13 protein-coding genes are annotated in these 17531 nt (G+C 66.0%); all 13 read right to left on the bottom strand.

The genetic code is table 11. From position 1 onward, the window contains the following. Nucleotides 1-75: 75 nt before the first annotated feature. Nucleotides 76-582 carry a xanthine dehydrogenase subunit XdhC gene (xdhC, locus tag BQ7388_RS03430; RefSeq protein WP_009277986.1) on the bottom strand — a complete coding sequence of 169 codons (507 nt, stop codon included), beginning with the start codon at nucleotides 580-582 and terminating at the stop codon, nucleotides 76-78. Beyond that, nucleotides 582-1463, bottom strand: a complete 882-nt coding sequence (gene xdhB, locus BQ7388_RS03425; protein ID WP_062529514.1) for a xanthine dehydrogenase subunit XdhB — start codon at nucleotides 1461-1463, stop codon at nucleotides 582-584. The genes xdhC and xdhB overlap by 1 nt, the downstream gene beginning before the upstream one ends. After that, entirely contained in the window at nucleotides 1463-3805 is a 2343-nt protein-coding gene (gene xdhA, locus BQ7388_RS03420; RefSeq protein WP_062529512.1) for a xanthine dehydrogenase subunit XdhA, read from the bottom strand. The genes xdhB and xdhA overlap by 1 nt, the downstream gene beginning before the upstream one ends. 524 nt (nucleotides 3806-4329) lie before the next feature. Continuing rightward, on the bottom strand, nucleotides 4330-5214 hold the full coding sequence (locus BQ7388_RS03415) for a BMP family lipoprotein (protein WP_268794040.1): 885 nt from the start codon (nucleotides 5212-5214) through the stop codon (nucleotides 4330-4332). Nucleotides 5215-5229: 15 nt separating this feature from the next. Further along, nucleotides 5230-5436: a hypothetical protein gene (locus BQ7388_RS12875; protein ID WP_062529507.1), complete on the bottom strand. Its 207-nt coding sequence runs from the start codon at nucleotides 5434-5436 to the stop codon at nucleotides 5230-5232. Nucleotides 5437-5519: 83 nt separating this feature from the next. Beyond that, entirely contained in the window at nucleotides 5520-6017 is a 498-nt protein-coding gene (locus BQ7388_RS03410; RefSeq protein WP_062529505.1) for a nucleoside deaminase, read from the bottom strand. Between the two features lie 114 nt (nucleotides 6018-6131). Then, entirely contained in the window at nucleotides 6132-7232 is a 1101-nt protein-coding gene (locus BQ7388_RS03405; RefSeq protein WP_072499785.1) for a BMP family lipoprotein, read from the bottom strand. A gap of 193 nt (nucleotides 7233-7425) precedes the next feature. Then, nucleotides 7426-8361 (bottom strand): ABC transporter permease, encoded by a 936-nt coding sequence (locus BQ7388_RS03400; protein ID WP_009277992.1) that lies wholly within the window; start codon nucleotides 8359-8361, stop codon nucleotides 7426-7428. Continuing rightward, nucleotides 8361-9476 carry an ABC transporter permease gene (locus tag BQ7388_RS03395; protein WP_072499784.1) on the bottom strand — a complete coding sequence of 372 codons (1116 nt, stop codon included), beginning with the start codon at nucleotides 9474-9476 and terminating at the stop codon, nucleotides 8361-8363. Before BQ7388_RS03395 ends, BQ7388_RS03400 begins: the two co-directional genes overlap by 1 nt. 12 nt (nucleotides 9477-9488) lie before the next feature. Next, nucleotides 9489-11000 (bottom strand): ABC transporter ATP-binding protein, encoded by a 1512-nt coding sequence (locus BQ7388_RS03390; protein ID WP_072499783.1) that lies wholly within the window; start codon nucleotides 10998-11000, stop codon nucleotides 9489-9491. A gap of 110 nt (nucleotides 11001-11110) precedes the next feature. After that, entirely contained in the window at nucleotides 11111-13882 is a 2772-nt protein-coding gene (gene xdh, locus BQ7388_RS03385; protein WP_072499782.1) for a selenium-dependent xanthine dehydrogenase, read from the bottom strand. A 12-nt stretch (nucleotides 13883-13894) separates the two neighbouring features. Continuing rightward, a complete protein-coding gene (locus tag BQ7388_RS03380; RefSeq protein WP_072499781.1) occupies nucleotides 13895-14362 on the bottom strand; it encodes a 4Fe-4S binding protein in 468 nt (155 codons plus the stop codon). 105 nt (nucleotides 14363-14467) lie between these two features. Then, nucleotides 14468-17464 (bottom strand): putative selenate reductase subunit YgfK, encoded by a 2997-nt coding sequence (ygfK, locus tag BQ7388_RS03375; RefSeq protein ID WP_072499780.1) that lies wholly within the window; start codon nucleotides 17462-17464, stop codon nucleotides 14468-14470. Nucleotides 17465-17531 lie beyond the last annotated feature (67 nt).

Below are 17531 nucleotides of genomic sequence, written 5' to 3'. Positions count from 1 at the left end.
TCCCCTACCTGTTTTTGCGAGGGATGGTGCCTGACTGGCGGTGCGGCGGGGCGGCCGCCGCACCGCGCTGGTCGACTAGGCGGTGGTCGTCTCGTCTGCCCCCACGCGCTCGTGGCAGAACTCGACGGCCTTCTCCACCGCGTTCATGACGTCCTGGTAGCCCGTGCAGCGGCAGAGGTGGCCCGAGAGCTGCTTGCGCAGCTCGTCCCTGGTGTAGGTCTTGCCGGAGTTTGCTATCTCGACCGTGCTCATGATGAGCCCGGGAATGCAGAAGCCGCACTGGACGGCGAACTCGTCCACGAAGGCCTGCTGGACGGGGTGGAGCGTGCCGTCTGCCGCCTGGAGGCCCTCGACGGTCAGGATCTCCTTGCCCTGCGCCCAGTCGGTGAGGTAGAGGCAGGTGTCGGTGGCGACACCGTCGATTAGGACGGTGCAGGCGCCACACTCGCCGACCTCGCAGCCACGCTTGACGCTGGTGAGGTGCAGGCGGTTGCGCAGGGTGTCGAGCAGAGACTCGCGGGGGTCATAGCCCACCTGGACTTCCTTGCCGTTGACCTTGCACTTCAGGATTCTCATGTCCATTAGATATCTGCCCCTCCCTTGCGCGCGGCCTCTGCGAGGGAGCGCTTCGCCATCTCCTTGATGAGCTGGAGCCTGAACTCCTTGGAGGCGCGCCAGCTGTCGCGGGGGTTGGTGTCTGCCTGAGCCAGCTCGCCGATCTTCTCGACGGCCTCGGCGACGGGAAGCCCGCGCACGCCGTCCTCGGCTCCCCTCGCCCTCATGGGCGTGGGCCCCGCCACCCCGAAGGCGAGGCGGATGTCGTCGACGGTCCTCTTGTCGGCCGAGAGCTTGACCAGGCAGCAGCAGCCCATGGTCGCGATCTCGAGCGCGCGGCGCTTGCCGTACTTGAAGTAGTGGCCGGTGAAGCCCTCGTAGTGGTCCTTGGGGATGCGGATCTTGACGAGGACCTCGTCGCGCTCCTTGGTGGAGCGGCCGGGACCCGCATACCACTCCTCGATGGGGATGGTGCGCTCGCCCTTGGGACCCCTCACGTCGAGCAGGGCGCCGTAGGCATAGAGGGTCGACGCGGAGTCCGCGGAGGTGGCGGCGTTGCAGACGTTGCCACCGATGGTGCCGGACACGCGCAGCTGGGGGCCGCCGGGGGTGTCGCAGGCGTCGCCCAGCGTGGGGACGGTCGCCTGGATCACGGGACTCGTGGTCACATGGTGGAACCAGGTGATGGGCCCTATCTCCACGGTGCCGTCCTCGGCGAGGGTGACGCCATCGAGCTCGTCGTGGAGCTCGTGGATCGAGACGAGGTGGGCGCCCGAGAACTTGCCCTCGCGCACCTTCACGAGGACGTCGGTGCCACCGGCGACCACGATGGCCTGGGGGTCGTTCGCGAGGGCCTGGACGGCGTCGTCCACGCTGGTCGCGCAATGGAGCGATTCGATGTCATACATTAGATGAGACCCTCCTTCTTGAATCCCTCGAAGAGGCGCTGAGGGGTCATCGGCTCCTGGTAGAACTTGACGCCGGTTGCATCCAGGATGGCGTCGCGGATCGCAGCCGCAGGCGAGATGACGGGCGTCTCTCCCACTGCCTTGTTGCCGTAGGGGCCGGTGGGGTCGTCGGTCTCGACGAACTGCGCCTCGAGGTCGGGCACGTCCATCGTGGTCGGAATCTTGTAGTCGAGCAGCGTGGGGTTGAGCACGCGGGCGGTCTTGGGGTCTATGAGGAGCTCCTCGTAGAGGGCGAACCCGATGGACTGGGCCATGCCGCCGTGCACCTGCTGCTCGACGAGCTTGGGGTTGATGAGGCGACCGGAGTCCTGGACGTTGATGATCTTGTTGACCGTGACCTTGCCCAGCGGCATGTCGACCGTGACGTCGGCGAAGCTGCAGCCCACGGCAATCGTGTTGGTGTGCACGTTGGCGGTGGAGCGGGCGTAGAGCTGGTCGTTGTGGTTGGTGTTGTAGTAGGCCTCGAGCGCGAGCTCCGCAAGGTCGATGACCTTGTTGCCCACGCAGTCCCAGATGGCGTGGTCGTGCAGGTCGAACTCGCCCTGGGCGCCCGGGAAGAGGTAGTGGGCGTACTCGATGATCTGCTTGTGCAGCTTCTCGCCCGCCTGCTTGACCGCGGTGCCCGAGACGTAGGTCTGGCGGGAGGCGTAGGCGCCTGCGTCATAGGGCGTTACGTCGGTGTCCTGGAACGAGACGATGTGGACGTCCTCGGTGTCGACGCCGAGGGCCTCGGCCGCCATCTGCGAGAAGACGGTGTCGGCACCCTGGCCAATCTCGGTGGCGCCCATCTGGAGCTGGAAGCTGCCGTCCTGGTTCAGCGTGATCGCGGCCGTCGCGGTCTCGAGCGCGAAGGGGGCGACGGCGGTCTTGTACACGAAGAAGGAGACGCCCACGCCGTGGCGGATGGGACCGGTCTCGTTGGCGTACTCGGCCTTCTTCTTGTCCCACTCGATGTACGCCTTGCCCTTCTCGGCGCACTCGGGCAGGCCGCAGGTGTGGGCGGCGATGTAGTTGCCGGGGCTGAACTCGTCGTAGTAGCCCTCGTAGATGGCGTTCTTCAGGCGGAACTCGACGCCGTCCCAGCCCATGTCGTGGGCGATGTCGCTCATGAGGCACTCGGCGGCCCAGTTACCCTCGGGCACGCCGTACGCGCGCATGGCACCGGTGTGCGGTCCGTTGGTGTGGATGGTCCAGGCCTCGCAGCGAACCGCGTCCTCCTGCTTGTGGTACAGCCAGCGGAAGGTGTTGACCGAGTTCAGGACCAGGGCGTGCCCGTGATGGATGTAGCCGCCGGTGTTGGACCAACCCTTGATGGAGCGGGCGCGGAGGTTCATGTCGTCGTCGACGGCGGCCTCGACGTCGAAGCTCTTGGGCTGGCGTCCGCTGGTGGCGTAGAAGAGCTCCTCGCGGCTGAGCTCGAGGCGGACGGGACGCCCGCCGACCTGCCTGCAGAGCCAGGCGTTCAGGGGCTCGTAGTGGATGTCCTGCTTGGTTCCGAAGCCACCGCCGATATAGGGCTTGATGACGCGGACGTCACCCCAGGGGATGCCCAGGGCCTGGCCGATGACGCGGCGGCAGATGTGCGGGATCTGGGTGGAGGACACGCAGACGATCTTGCCGTTCTCCTCGTAGCAGTAGGAGGTGCAGGTCTCGATGTGGACCTGGGACTGCTCGCCCGTCTCCATGTGAATCTTGTAGTGGTGGTACCTGGGGTCGTTGACCGCGTCCTCGACGGAGGAGTAGCCCAGCCTGGCGAGCTTCTCGTCGTCCGTCTTGGCCAGGGTGTGCGCCACGATGTTGTCGGGCTTGCCCTCCTGGACGGGGTGCTCGGTGCCCTTCATCGACTCGATGGGGTCGTAGACGACGGGGTACTCCTCGTACTCGACCTTGATCTTGGCCAGGGCGCGGTCGCAGGCCACGGTATCCTCGGCCACGACGGCGGCGATGTTGTCGCCGTAGATGCGCACGCGCGCGTCGAGGAGCTTGCGGTCGGGAAGGTCGCGCTTCTCCTTCTTGGACTCGGCGTACCAGGGGTGCCCTGCCACGGGGTACGGGTGGTCGGGCACGTCGAAGCAGGTGAAGACCCCCACCACGCCAGGGACCTTCTGCGCCTCGCTGATGTCGATGGACTTGACAACGCCGTTGCCGATGGTCGAATGCAGGATTCGAGCCTCCAGGCAGGGCTTCGGGCAGAGGTCGTCCGTGTACATGGCACGTCCGGTGACCTTGTCGTACGCGTCGACGCGCACCAGAGGCCTGCCGACCTCCCTCAACTTCTCCATGGCTCACCCCTTCGCTTGGTTACCCCACGCCACCAGGCATTCCCTCTTTGCCCGGCGTCCCTCTCTCCGCGCTCCCCATGGTGCGAGGGGCGTAACTTCCTATGCTACAAAAGTCAGGTCCCGGCGATGCCGCGCTCCCGACCCGCAATGCCGAAGTACGCGCTGGGATGTCGTGGGCGCAATCCCCTGCGCGCCCGCTCCCCCTGCCTCCGAGGCGAGAAATGCTGGCTCGAAACCAGCCATTGTTTAGCCCTCCCCCACCTCGTTAGCAACTTCCATGCTATCAGTGCCTGCGCCTTACGCTTTTTCTCGGCTGCCGCATACGGTACGAAAGGCGCGGCAAATGGCAAAAAGTTTGTTTGCCTACCTATTTTTTCGTTATGTTTTTTTATATATAACGCATCGCTTGCGTGACCATGTCCTTTGCAATTGTTTAGATGGATAAGAGAGAAGCTTAGAAAGGGGCAGTGGCACCCCGCAAGGTACCACCACCTCGGCAGCGCGGATCGCGAACGGCCGAAGGGCTAGAGCGTGGACCTCACGGCCTCGATCTCGGCCTCGGTGAGGAAGCTTCCCCCGGAGATGAGCTTGACGTAGTCCCCGATCTTGTCCTGGACGTCGGCGGGAACCTTGTCGGAGAACTTGCCCAGCGAGATGCCCCCGTTTGACATGTCTGCGGAGATGGTCCTGCCGGAGCCGAACTCGCCCTTCTCTATCTCGTCCATGGCCTGGTCGATCTTCCAGTCGATGACCGTTGAGGTGACGACCGTCGCCTGCCCCTCCCCCGCGATGTCGATGGGCTGGGCGATGTCGAAGTGGGTGTCGGCACCGGCAGACTCGAGGGCCTGGCGCGAGCCGTTGTCGACCGCCGAGGCGTCGCCCCACATGACGTCGACGTCGTTGGCAGCGATCCAGTTCTCGGTCAGGCGCGCGCCCAGGGAGGCGTCGGTGAAGCCGGCCTCGAAGTTGTAGTGGCCCTCGACGCCAGGGGTGACCTTCTGGGCAGCCGCGAGGTAGGCCGCGTACTTGGTGAGGGTCATGGGCAGCTTGGCGCCGCCGATGAAGCCGATGCTCTTCGTCTTGGTCATGAGGCCTGCCACCACGCCGGCAAGCGCCCCCGACTGGCTGAGGTCGGTGAGCACCGTCTCGAGGTTGTCGAGGGTCTGGTAGTCGGCCAGGTCGACGGCTGGGTCGGTGTTGGTGATGAGGAAGTGGACCTTGGGGTGCGACTCCGTCGCCTCCGCCACGACCTCGGCCCAGACCGATGCGAACTCGTTGCCGGCGCCCACGATGAGGTCGACGTCCTGGTCGACGTAGCTCTGCGCGGCATCCGCCGCATCGGCGTCCGCCACGCTTTCCTTGGGCTCGAGCATCTCCCACTTGGGGTGGGACTCGATGGCGCGCTTCAGGGACTCGTAGTGGCCCTAGCCCCAGCCGCCGTCGTTCTTTGGGCTGCTGATGACCATCACCACGCGCTTGGGCTGGCCATCTTCGCCCGTTCCGGGATCGGCGCTGCCGCCGGAGCCGCATCCCGCGAGCAGCCCTGCGGCGAGGGCCGCGGACCCAGCCCCAAGGGCCAGGGCCTCGCGCCTGCTCGGCATTGCCTTGCGAAGTCCAAGAATGCCACTCATTGACTAGCTTCCCTTCTCCTCAAAGACCAACCGGTTCTTGCATTCGTCTCTCGTCCGACGCCTGGCGAGAGCCACCGCCGACCTCAGTCCCAGTAACCCCGGTGGACGTCCGCGGCCTCCTGTTCGAGCTCCTCGAAGGGTCCGACGACCTCGATGTCCTTCTGACCCGCCGCAAACACCTGCCGGCAGGGTAGGTCGAAGGTGGGATTCTGCTCGTTCGCACCCGTGAGGCGCAGCAGCGACCGCTCGGTCATCGCGTAGACGACCCTGCCCACGCCCGCCCAGTAGATGGCGCCGGAGCACATGGCGCAGGGCTCTGCCGAGGTGTAGAGCGAGCAGTCCGCGAGATAGGGCTTGTCGAACATCTGCGAGGCGCGGTCGACCAACTGGGTCTCGGCGTGCCCGGTGCAGCGGTGCGTGTCGATCTCGATGTTCTCCTGCTCGAGCAGCACCGCCCCGTCCGGGGAGACCAGGATCGCCCCGAAGGGGGTGTTGCCGTGCTCGCGCGACCGGCGCGAGACTTCGATGCACCTCCTCAGCAGTGCGACGTCCTCCTCGTGGGTGAAGTCCTTCCTTGCCATGCGACCTCCCGTCCGCGCGACGGGCATCCCCGTCGCCTGAAAAGTGCGGCGCCGGGGTGCCCGCTGGACATCCCGGCGCCGCTCTGGGGCGTCTTGGCGCCTGTGCGCCTTGGCCTAGAGGGTGGAGGCGATGGCCTCGACCTCTGCGTCGGTCACGAAGGAGTCGCTCTTGATCTGCTCGGCGAGCTCCTTGATCTTGGCCTGGACGTCCTCGGGGACCTTGTCCGAGAACTTGCCCAGCGAGATGCCACCGTTGGACATGTCGGCGGTGATGACCTTGCCGTCGCCGAACTCGCCCTTCTCGATCTCGTCCATGGCCTGGTCGATCTTCCAGTCGGTGACGGTGGAGGTCACGACGGTGGGCTGGTCGGCACCGGCGATGTCGATGGGCTGGGCGATGTCGAAGTGGGTGTCGGCACCGGCAGACTCGAGGGCCTGGCGCGAGCCGTTGTCGACTGCGGAAGCGTCGCCCCACATGACGTCGACGTTGTTGGTGCTGATCCAGTTCTCGGTCAGCTTGGTGCCCAGGGAGGCGTCGGTGAAGCCGGCCTCGAAGTTGTACTGGCCCTTGATCTCGGGGTTGATCTTCTGGGCGGCGGCCAGGTAGGCGGCGTACTTGGCCTCGGTGGAGGGGAGCTTCATGCCGCCGATGAAGCCGATGCTGTTGGTCTTGGTCATGAGGCCGGCGACGACGCCCGCGAGGGCGCCGGTCTGCTTGAAGTTGGGCAGCACCGTCTCCACCTTGGCGAGGGACTTGTAGTCGGCCATCTCGGAGGTGGGGTTGGTGTTGGTGATGAGGAAGTGGACCTTGTCGTTGCCCTCCGCGTCGGCGACGACCTCGGCCCAGTCGGAGGCGAACTGGTTTCCGTTGCCGATGATGAGGTCGACGCCCTGGTCGACGTAGCTCTGGGCGGCGGTGGCGGCATCGGCGTCGGGCGTGTTCTCCTTGGGCTCGAGCATCTCCCACTTGGGGTGGGACTCGATGGCGCGCTTCAGGGACTCGTAGTGGCCCTGGTCCCAGCCGCCGTCGGTGATGGTGCCGGACATGATCATGGCGACCTTGTAACTGCCCTCGGAGGAATCCCCGCCCGCTGCCTTGTCGTCGCTGCCGCTTCCGCCGCTGCAGCCGGCGAGGGCGACCGTGGCCGCGGATCCGAGGCCCAGCGCGATGGCCTGACGCCTGTTAAGCATGAAGTTGAACTTGGACTCGCTCATGGTAGTTCCCTTTCTAAGAAGACATTCCTGCCACTGACACATGCGAAGAACTTCCAACCTCGTGTCTCTGTGCTGTGCCCACTCCCTTCGACTCGATGGCCAAAAGGCCCAGAGTTTATATCCCATTCTTGCACGCTGAACGGTGCTTTTGTAAATCGCGCTGCCCAGCGGGCGTTGCCCGGGCGGCAGCGGACTAACGCGACTCGCGGTAGTAGGGCTGGCCGTTCGCCTTGGGCCCGGCGTGCCTGGAACCGAAGAAGATCAGGGCGATGATCGTGAAGATGTACGGGATCATCTTGAAGAACATGACGGGCGCGGCGTTGAACTGGGCCTGCAGGGCGACGTTGAGCCCGTCGAAGAAGCCGAAGAGCAGGCTCGCGGCCATGATGCCCACGGCGCTCCAACGACCAAAGATGACCGTCGCCAGCGCGATGAAGCCGCGGCCCATGACGATGCCGTCGATGTAGATCGGGGTCATGCAGACCGAGAGGAACGCCCCGCCCATGCCAGCCAGCGCGCCGCAGGCGACGCAGGCCACGAACTTGATGCGGATGACGTTGATGCCCAGGGTCTCTGCAGCCTGGGGGTTCTCGCCCACCGAGCGGAACGAGAGGCCGCCACGGAAGCTCTTGAAGAAGTAGGTCACGAGGGGCACCAGGATGAAGGCGAGATAGGCAAGGAGCTGCTGACCGAAGACCGGCCCACCTATGTAGGGTATCGCGCTCAGCCCCGGGATCTGGATCCTCTCCATGATGACGCCGGTGGCGTTGGCGGAGTTGGATCCGACGAACATGTTGTAGCCGAAGAGCGCCAGGGCGGGCGCAAGGATGTTGATGGCCATGCCCACGACCACCTGGTCGACGCAGAGCGTGACGGTGCAGAAGGCGTAGATCATGTTGATGGCGATGCCGGCGACGATGGCGGCGCAGACGCCGAGCCAGAGGTTGCCCGTCATCTTGCCCACGGCGAAGGCGACGAAGGCGCCCACGGCCATGATGCCCTCGAGGCCGATGTTGACCAAGCCGGCGCGCTCGGAGAAGAGCTCGCCCAGGGCGGCCAGGAGGATGGGCACGGCACTCAGGGTCGTGGCGTTGAGGATCGTGGGCAGTGAGGTCATGAAGAAGTCCATTACGCCGTCACCTCCGCTTTCTTGTCGGTGGCGACCTCAGGCTCGTTCGCGCCCTGCTTGGGTCCACGGGAGCTGAAGAACGCAATGATCTTGGGGAGCTTGACGATGGCCATGCCGGCGACGGCGAAGATGATTATCAGGCCGCGGATGATGTCGACGATGGCGGTGGGGACGCCGATGACGCTCTGCATCATGGTGCCGCCCGTGTTGAGGATGCCGAAGAGGATGGCGACCAGCATGGCAGCTATGGGGTTGAGCTGCGAGATGAGGGCGATGGCCACGCCGTCGAAGCCGAAGCCCGCACCGAAGCCCGCCGCCAGGCGGTAGGGGGTCTTGCCCAGGAGCTCGACGGCGCCGCCCATTCCGGCGATGGCGCCCGAGATGACGAAGGCGAGAAGGACGAGCCTGTTCACCGGGAAGCCGCTCACGCGCGAGGCGATGGGGTTCATGCCCACGGCGCGGATCTTGAAGCCGAAGGAGGTGCGGAAGATCAGGTACCACAGGAAGAGGCCCAGGAGGACGGCAAGGATGACGCCCACGTGCATGCCGCCGATGCCGGGCAGGCGCGCGGCGTTGGGCATGGCGAGGGTCTTGGGAAGGCCGTTATCCGAGAGGAGGTTCTTGAAGACGTACTCCATGAAGTACATGGCGACGTAGTTGAGCATGATCGTGGTGATCATCTCGTTGAGGCCGCGCGTGATCTTCATGATGCCGGGAAGCAGGCCCCAGAGGCCGCCCACGACGATGCCGGCGGTGAGGCCGCAGAGCATGCCGACGGGGCCGTCGAGGCCAAGGCCCAGGACGACGGTGGCGGCGGCGCAGCCACCCATGATGAACTGGCCCTCTCCGCCGAGGTTGAAGACGCCGCACTTGTAGGCGAACACGGCGCAGAGGCCGGTGAAGATCAGCGGGCAGGAGCGCTCCAGGGTCTTGGCGACCTTGGAGAGGGAGCCCAGGGAGCCCTGGAGCATGGCGGCGTAACCCTGAACGGGGCTCTTGCCGAGGCACGCGATGATGATGGCCCCCACGATGAGCGCGAGGAGGACCGAGACGACGGGGGTGAGCGTCGTCAGCAGCTTCTCGCGGCTGTTGTCAGAGCTAGAGCTCTTTGCCATTGTTCCTCCCTCCTACTTTCCTGCCATGGCGAGCGAGATCTCCTTGATGGGGGGATTCGCGCCGGGGTACGTTCCCATGATCTGGCCCTCGAAGAGGACGACGATGCGGTCCGAGAGCTTCAGGACCTCGTCGAAGTCAGCCGAGATGAGCAGCACCGAGCAGCCGGCGTCGCGCTGCGCCACGATCTGGTCGTGGACGAAGCCGGTGGCGCCGATGTCCAGGCCGCGCGTGGGATAGACGGCCACGAGGAGCTTGGGGTGGCTGTCGAGCTCGCGCGCGAGGATGACCTTCTGCTGGTTGCCGCCCGAGAGGCTGCGGGCCGTCTGGCTGACGGAGGTGCAGCGGATGTCGTTCTCCTCGCGCAGCTGCTCGGCGAACTCCTGGATGGCATCCATCTTGAGCCAGGCGCCGTGCCCTGCGGAGAAGCGCTCGGTGTTGGTCTGCTTGAGGACCAGGTTCTCGGCGATCGTCATGTCGCCGACGAGGCCCATCTTGTTGCGGTCCTCGGGGATGTTGCCGAAGCCGGCGTCGATGAAGGCCTGGGGCGAGAAGAGCGCGATGCTCGAGCCGTCGGGGCCGACGACCTCGCCGGACTCGGGGGCGATGAGGCCGGTCACGACCTCGGCGAGGGCACCCTGCCCGTTGCCGTCGATGCCCGCGACGCCCAGGATCTCTCCCTTGTGGAGGGTGAGGGTGACGTCCTTCAGTCCGCCGTGCTTGACCTCGGGATGGTAGGACACGTTGGTGAGCGTGAGCATGGGCTGGTCGGTCGCGTCCACCTTCTGGTAGGTGCTCTCGGTGAACTTCTGGCCGATCATGAGGTCGGCGAGTTCCTGCTCGGTGGTCTTGGAGACCTCGACCGTGTCGATGCACTCGCCGCGGCGCAGGACCGTAACGCGGTCGGAGATGTGCATGACCTCGCGCATCTTGTGCGAGATGAAGATGATCGACTTACCCTCGTCGGTCAGGGAGTTCATAATGTCGAAGAGGCCCTGGACCTCGAGGTCGGTGAGGACGGCGGTGGGCTCGTCGAGGATGAGCAGGTCGGCTCCGCGGAAGAGGACCTTCAGGATCTCGACGCGCTGCTGCATGCCGATGGACATGTCGCCCACGCGCTGGTCGAGGTCGACCTCCAGGCCGTAGCGCTGCATGAGCCCCTCGATGGTCTTGCGGTCGTCGGCCTTCTGGAGCAGGGGCGTGTTGTGGCGCTTGTCGCCCAGGATGATGTTCTCGAGGCCGCTCATGTCCTCCACCAGCATGAAGTGCTGGTGCACCATGCCGATGCCGTGCGCGACGGCATCGCGCGGGGAGTCGATGTGGACCTCCTCGCCCCTCATGTAGATCTTGCCCGCAGACGGCGTGTACAGGCCTATCAGGCAGTTCATGAGCGTCGACTTGCCCGCTCCGTTCTCGCCCAACAGGGTGTGCACCTCGCCCTCTTGTATGGAGAGGGTGACGTTGCGGTTCGCGTAGAACGAGCCGAAGCGCTTGTCGACGCCCTCCATCCTCAAGAGCTCTCCCATGTCACGACCACCTCTTTCGCAGCTCTTCCGGTCTCACGTTTCGGGGTGTTGCATTGCCCAGGAGCCCCCGGCACGGCGGCAGGAGGCCCCTGAATATCCTAGGGATCGGCCTACCCGCGCGGCCTCCTCTCGTAGGGCGTGTCGACGAGCGGCAGCTTGGTCTGGAGCCTGCCGCTGACGCGGCGATACGCGTTCTGCACCGCAGGCGCGGTGGGGATGGTCGCGATCTCCCCGATGCCCTTGCCGCCGTAGGCCACGGGCAGGAGCTCGTCCTTCTCCACGTAGATGGCGTGGATGTCGGGAATCTGGCTGGCACGCAGGAGGCCAAGGGTCCCGTAGCGCGCGGTGGGCACGCAGTCCTTGAGCGGGAAGTCCTCGGTGAGGGCATAGCCCATGCCCATGAGCACGCCACCCTCGATCTGGCCCTGGATGGCGATGGGGTTGACAACCTTGCCTGAGTCGTGCGCGGCGTAGATCTGGGAGACCTTGCCCTTCTTGTCCAGGATCACCAGGTGCGTGGCGAAGCCGTAGCACACGTGGCTCTTGGGGTTGGACTTGTCCGCCCCCAGCTTGTCGGTGGGCTCGAAGTAGACGTAGCTGAACTCGCAGCCCTCGAGCGCCGCTAGCGCGGAAGCGGGATCATTGGCGTGGCGTCCGCCGCCGGCCTTGAGCTCGCAGGCATGGACGTCGTAGCTCCTGCCGCCCTCGTACTCGACCTTGACGCCGTCACCCCTGGCGCGAACGGGTTCCTGGGGCACGCCCTCCCCCGCCTCGTACGCGAGCATCGCGTCGCGGAGCAGGAAGGCGGCACCGCGCACGGACTCGCCGGTGATGACGGTCTGGCGCGAGCCGGAGGTGGTGCCGGAGTCGGGCGCCGCCTCGGTGGAGCACTCGCCGTTGCGGATGAGGGCGCGCGGAAGGCCACTGGCCTCCGCCACGTCTTGGAGGAAGACGGTGTTGCAGCCCTGGCCGATGTCGGAGGTCGCGGAATAGACCATCGCCTTGCCGCCCTCGACCACGATCTTGCAGCGCCCGGCGTCAGGCAGGCCCACGCCCACGCCCGCGTTCTTCATGGCGCAGGCGAGGCCGCAGTGGTCGGCGTTGGCGTCATAGGCGTCCTTCACCGCCAGGAGGGTCTCCTTGAGCGCGGTGGAGCAGTCGGCGATCTGGCCGTTGGGCAGGACCTCGCCGGGCTCGATCGCGTTCTTGTAGCGCATCTCCCAAGGAGAGATGCCCACCTCGTCGGCAAGCACGTCGATGAGGCACTCGAGGGCGAACTGGCTCTGGCACACGCCGAAGCCGCGGAAGGCGCCCGCGGGCGGGTTGTTGGTGTAGTAGCCGTACCCACGTATGTCGGTGTTCTGGTACTTGTAGGGACCGACCGAATGGGTGCAGGCGCGCTCGAGGACGGGGCCGCAGAGGCTCGCGTAGGCACCGGTGTCGAAGTTGATCTCGCAGTCCAGAGCGGTGAGGTTGCCCTCCTCGTCGCAGCCCAGGGTGAAGGTGCCCTGCATGGCGTGGCGCTTGGGATGGAAGTCGATGGACTCCTTGCGCGTGAAGCGGCACTTCACCGTGCGTCCGAAGTGCAGGGCGGCGAGGGCGGCGAGGTGCTGGGCGCTCACGTCCTCCTTGCCGCCGAAGCCGCCGCCGACCAGCATGGTCTGGACGACGACGCGCTCGGGCGTCTCGTCCCAGCCAAACATGTGGGCGACTTCCTTGCGCGTGTCGTAGGCGCCCTGGTCGGTGCTCTGGACCTTGACGCCGTCCTTGTAGGGGAAGGCCACGGCGCACTCGGGCTCCAGGAAGGCATGCTCGGTGAAGGGCGTCTCGAAGGTCTTGGTCACCACGTGGGCGGACTTGGCGAGCGCCTCCTTGGCGTTGCCGCGGGTCACGTGGCGGCTCTGGCAGACGTTGTCGTGGAGCTCGACGACGTTGCCGAAGGCAAGGAAGCTGTCGTGGATGATGGGGGCACCCTCGGCCTTCGCCTCCTCGATGTTGCGGACGGGCTCGAGCTCCTCGTAGGTCACCTTGACGAGCCTCTTGGCCTTTGCCAGGGTCTTCTCGTCCTCGGCAACCACCAGGCAGATGGCATCTCCCACGAAGCGGGTGACGTCGCCCTCGGCGATCATCACGTCCCAGTCCTGGATGAGGTGGCCCACCTGGTTGACGGGCACGTCCTTGGCGGTGAGCACGCCCAGGACGCCAGGCAGGGCCTCGGCCTTGGAGCTGTCTATGGAGAGCACGCGGGCACGCGGGTACTTCGAGCGCACCGCCGAGGCGTAGGCCATGTCGGGGTAGTCGGTCTCGTTGAGGTCGTCGGGATACACGCCGTAGCCCAGGACCTTGCGGCGCACGTCCACGCGGAAGGCGCGCTTGCCCACGCCGTAGTCGTCGCCTCTCTCGAGCTCGGGGTCGATCTGCCTCTCTCCCCTGAGGATCTGGGCGGCGAGCAGGATGCCCTCGATGATCTTCTTGTAGCCGGTGCAGCGGCAGACGTTGCCCTTTATCGCGACCTTGACGTCGTCCTCGGTGGGATTGGGGTTGGCCCTCAGGAGGGCTGCCCCGCTCATCACCATGCCGGGGATGCAGAAGCCGCACTGCACGGCCCCCACGGCGCCGAAGGCATAGACGAAGGCCTCCTTCTCCTCCTCGCCAAGGCCCTCCACGGTGAGGATCTGCTTGCCCTGGGCAAGCTTGGTGGTGATGACACAGCCCTTGGTGGCAATCCCGTCGATGACGACGGTGCAGGTGCCGCAGGCGCCCTCGGAGCAGCCGTCCTTCACGGAGGTGAGGTGGAGCTCGTCGCGCAGGAAGCGCAGGAGCGATACGTTCTCGTCCGTCGAGATCTCTTCGCCGTTGACGGAGAAGCTGTACTTTCCCATGTCCCCTCCCCTCTAGAAGCCCTTGGCCAGGATGCCGTTGGCGTCACGGATGACGCCGCGCGGGCACTTGGTCGCGCACATGCCACAGGCGATGCAGAGCTCGACGTCCGTCACCGCCAGGTTGTCCGTCACGTGGATGGCATCCGCCGGGCAGGCTCGCTCGCAGGCGCCGCAGGCGATGCAGCTCGAGTCGCAGAGCTTGCGTGCGACCGAGCCCGGGTCCGGATTGGAGCAGAGCGGCAGGATTGTCGCCTCGCGGGGGACTATCTCGATGATCCCCTGCGGACAGGCCCTCGCACAGAGGCCGCAGCCTATGCAGGCCTCGCGCCTCACCTGCGCGGTGTTGTTCTCGTTGAGGCCGATCGCGTCGACCTTGCAGGCGGCGACGCACGCGCCGCAGCCGACGCAGCCGTAGTTGCAGTACCTGCTGGCTCCCCCCCAGCAATGTACGACGGCTACCTTGTCCCTTCTCTTGGCCATATTGAGCCTATCCCCCCGGAATGAGCGCCGGGAGGTGGCACGCCGAAGCGCGCCACCTCCGGCCCTCGGTTTGTGTTTGAGGCTGTGGCACAGCGCCTCGCGAGGCTAGCCGATCATGAGGTAGGCATAGTCGCTTTGCACGGCAGCGATGGTGGCGCGCACCGACTCGGACAGTCCGCAGTCCTTGTCATTCACATCGTATACCTTGGTGCCTCCGTCAAGCCTGACGAGCATGCCGCCGTCGATGGGAAGGAAGCCCTCGTTGGTGCTGTTGTCGAAGTCCTCCTTGCTCCAGAAGAGGGTGAGCTTGTCCTTGTAGGGACGGCCACCCTGGTAGGGGCAGAAGACGGCGCAGTTGCCGCACTCGTTGCACATGCCGTCGACGTGCACGATCTGGCGCTGGCGCATGCCGGGCACGCGAATCGCGACGTTGGCGCGGTTGGGGCAGACCTCGACGCAGGTCTCGCAGACGGTGGCGCAGCCCAGGCAGCGGGTCCTGTCGCAGCCCTTGACGTCCAGACAGAGGTCGCCGCGCTTGGCGAGCGGGGCGTCGTAGTCGGCCTTGACGTTGGACTCGACCTTGCCGTTGAAGTCCGCGCCCGAGATGGCGACGGTCACCATGGCGGCGTCCGCAATGCCCTCGACCACGGTGGCAGGCCCGCGGCGGGCGTCACCGATGGCATAGACGTGGGGCAGGTTGGTCTTGTAGCTGGCGTCGACCACGGGGCGTCCCTTGCGGTCGACCTCGATGCCGGAGGCCTCGAAGAGCGTGCCCTCGACGTTCTCGCCCACCGCGGCGATGACGGTGGTGGCGGGAATGGTCGTGGTCTTGCCGGTGGAGACGGGCGAGCGGCGGCCAGACTCGTCGGGAGCGCCAAGCTCCATGACCTCGCAGGTCAGGACGCCGTCGGCAAGCGTGTCGGGCGAGAGGAGCTCCATGAACTCGACCCCGTCCTCGAGCGCGAGCGCGAGCTCCTCCTCGTCGGCGGGCATGTAGCGGCGGGTGCGGCGGTAGACCAGGCGGACGTTCTCGACGCCCTTGATGCGCTTGGCGGCACGTGCCACGTCCATGGCGGTGTTGCCGGCACCGATGACCACGACGTCGCTGCCGAGCTCGAGGGAGTCGGGGTCACCCTTGGCGGCCACGAGGAAGTCGATGGCGTCCATCTCGGCGCCGGACTTGAGGGTGGCGCGACCAGGCGCCCAGGCGCCGATGGCGATGACGACGTCGGTGTAGCCCTGCTTCAGGAGCTCGTCGACCGACTTGACCTCGACGCCGCACTCGAATTTGGCGCCGTAGGCGCTGCAGAGCTCGATGTCGCGGTCGATGGCCTCGCCCGAGATGCGGAACTCGGGGATGGCATGACGAACGATGCCGCCCAGCTTCTGGGTGCGCTCGATCACGGTCACGTCGACGCCGGCGCGGGAGAGGAAGGACGCGGCGGAGAGGCCGGCAGGGCCTCCGCCGATGACGGCGACCTTCTTGCCCTTGACCTCGGCCCTGCGGGCGAGCGTGGGCAGGACCTTCTCGCTTGCCGCCTCGGCGGCCTTGAGCTTTGCCTCACGGATGTGGACGTGCTCCTCGTAGTAGTTGCGCATGCAGCCGTCGCCGCAGTGGTGCGGGCAGATGGTGCCGGTCACGAAGGGCAGGGCGTTGCGCTCGAGGATGACGTTGAGGGCGTCCTCGTAGCGGCCCTCGTCCACGGCCATGAGGTAGCCGGGGATGTCCTGGTGGATGGGGCAGTCGTGGCGGCAGGGCGCCGTGAAGCAGTCCATGAGGGGAAGCTTCGCCGCGACGTGGCGCTCGGGCAGGGGCTTGATGGGCTTGCGGTAGGCGTCACCCCTCACGGCCTCGCCCACCATGCCGCGGACGGCCTTGGCGTCAACGCCGTCGAAGGCCTTGGCCTCGACGGACTCGAGGACGCGCACGATCTGGCCGAAGCGCTGGTAGCCACCGGGCTTGAGGATGGTGGTCGCCACGGTGACGGGCCAGATGCCGGCCGAGACGAGCCCGGCCACGTTGTTGGCGTCGGCACCGCCGGAGTACGAGATGCGCAGCTTGCCGTCGAACTGCTCGGACAGCCGGGCGGCCAGGGTGAGGGAGAGCGGGTACAGCGAGCGGCCCGACATGTACATCTCCTCGCTAGGCAGCTCGTTGCGGGTCACGTCGACGGGGAAGGTGTTGGTCAGCTTGACGCCGAACTCCAGGCCCCTCTCCTTGCCCAGCGCGATGAGGCGCTCGAGCATGGGGACGGCGTCCTCCCACTGGAGGTCCTCCAGGAAGTGGTGGTCGTCGAAGGCGATGTAGTCGAAGCCCAGGGAGTCCAGGGTGGTGCGGGCGTACTCGTAGCCCAGGAGCGTGGGGTTGCACTTTACGAAGGTGTTGAGGCCCTTCTCGCACATGAGGTAGGTGGCGATGCGCTCGATCTCTGCGGGAGGGCAGCCGTGCAGCGTGGACTCGGTGATGGAGCGCGAGACCTGCGGGGTGATGGAGTCGACGAAGGCCTCGTCCACGTGCTCGAAGCGGTCGAGGTTCGCCTTCGCCCAGGCGATGGCCTCGGTGAAGGCCGGCGTGGCGGAGGCGTCCTTCATGTCGTTGATGTACTTGTCGACCTTGGGGCTCTTGATGCCCTCGAGGTCGTAGCCCACTGACATGTTGAACACGAAGCCGTCGGCAGATCCCAGGTCAAGCTCGCGGGAGAGCAGCTTGCAGGCGACCCACGCCTTGACGTACTCGTCGAAGGCCTGGGGGACGGTCAGCTCGGTGGACCACTCGCAGTTGTAGCCCTCGTCACCTGCCAGGATGCAGGGCTTGTTGACGCAGGCCGAGAGTTCCTCGCCGTCCATGACCTGGACGGTCTTGAGCTCGAAGAAACGGGCACCGGTCACGTAGCTCGCGACGATGTTCTGGGCGAGCTGGGAGTTGGGGCCAGCCGCAGGGCCGACGGGCGTCTCGATGCTCTCGCCGAAGATGCGGCGGGTGCCCTTCCCGTCACCCTTGGCGAAGCGGGTGATGCCGAAGATGCTGCCCTGCGTGTGGTACTCGTCCAGGATCCAGCCCATGAGGGCGTCGAACGGAATGGGGCGCATGATGTCGCTCATATTGGTCCTCTCCTAAAAACCAAAGGCGGATTATGTCCCCCGCATTTATTGCGTCCGCGGGCGACGC

Source organism: Olsenella phocaeensis (assembly GCF_900120385.1).
In the GTDB taxonomy this organism is placed as follows: Bacteria; Actinomycetota; Coriobacteriia; order Coriobacteriales; family Atopobiaceae; genus Olsenella_I; species Olsenella_I phocaeensis.
The sequence above is the reverse complement of the archived record's forward strand: the minus strand, read 5'-3'. Positions and strand labels throughout refer to the sequence as shown.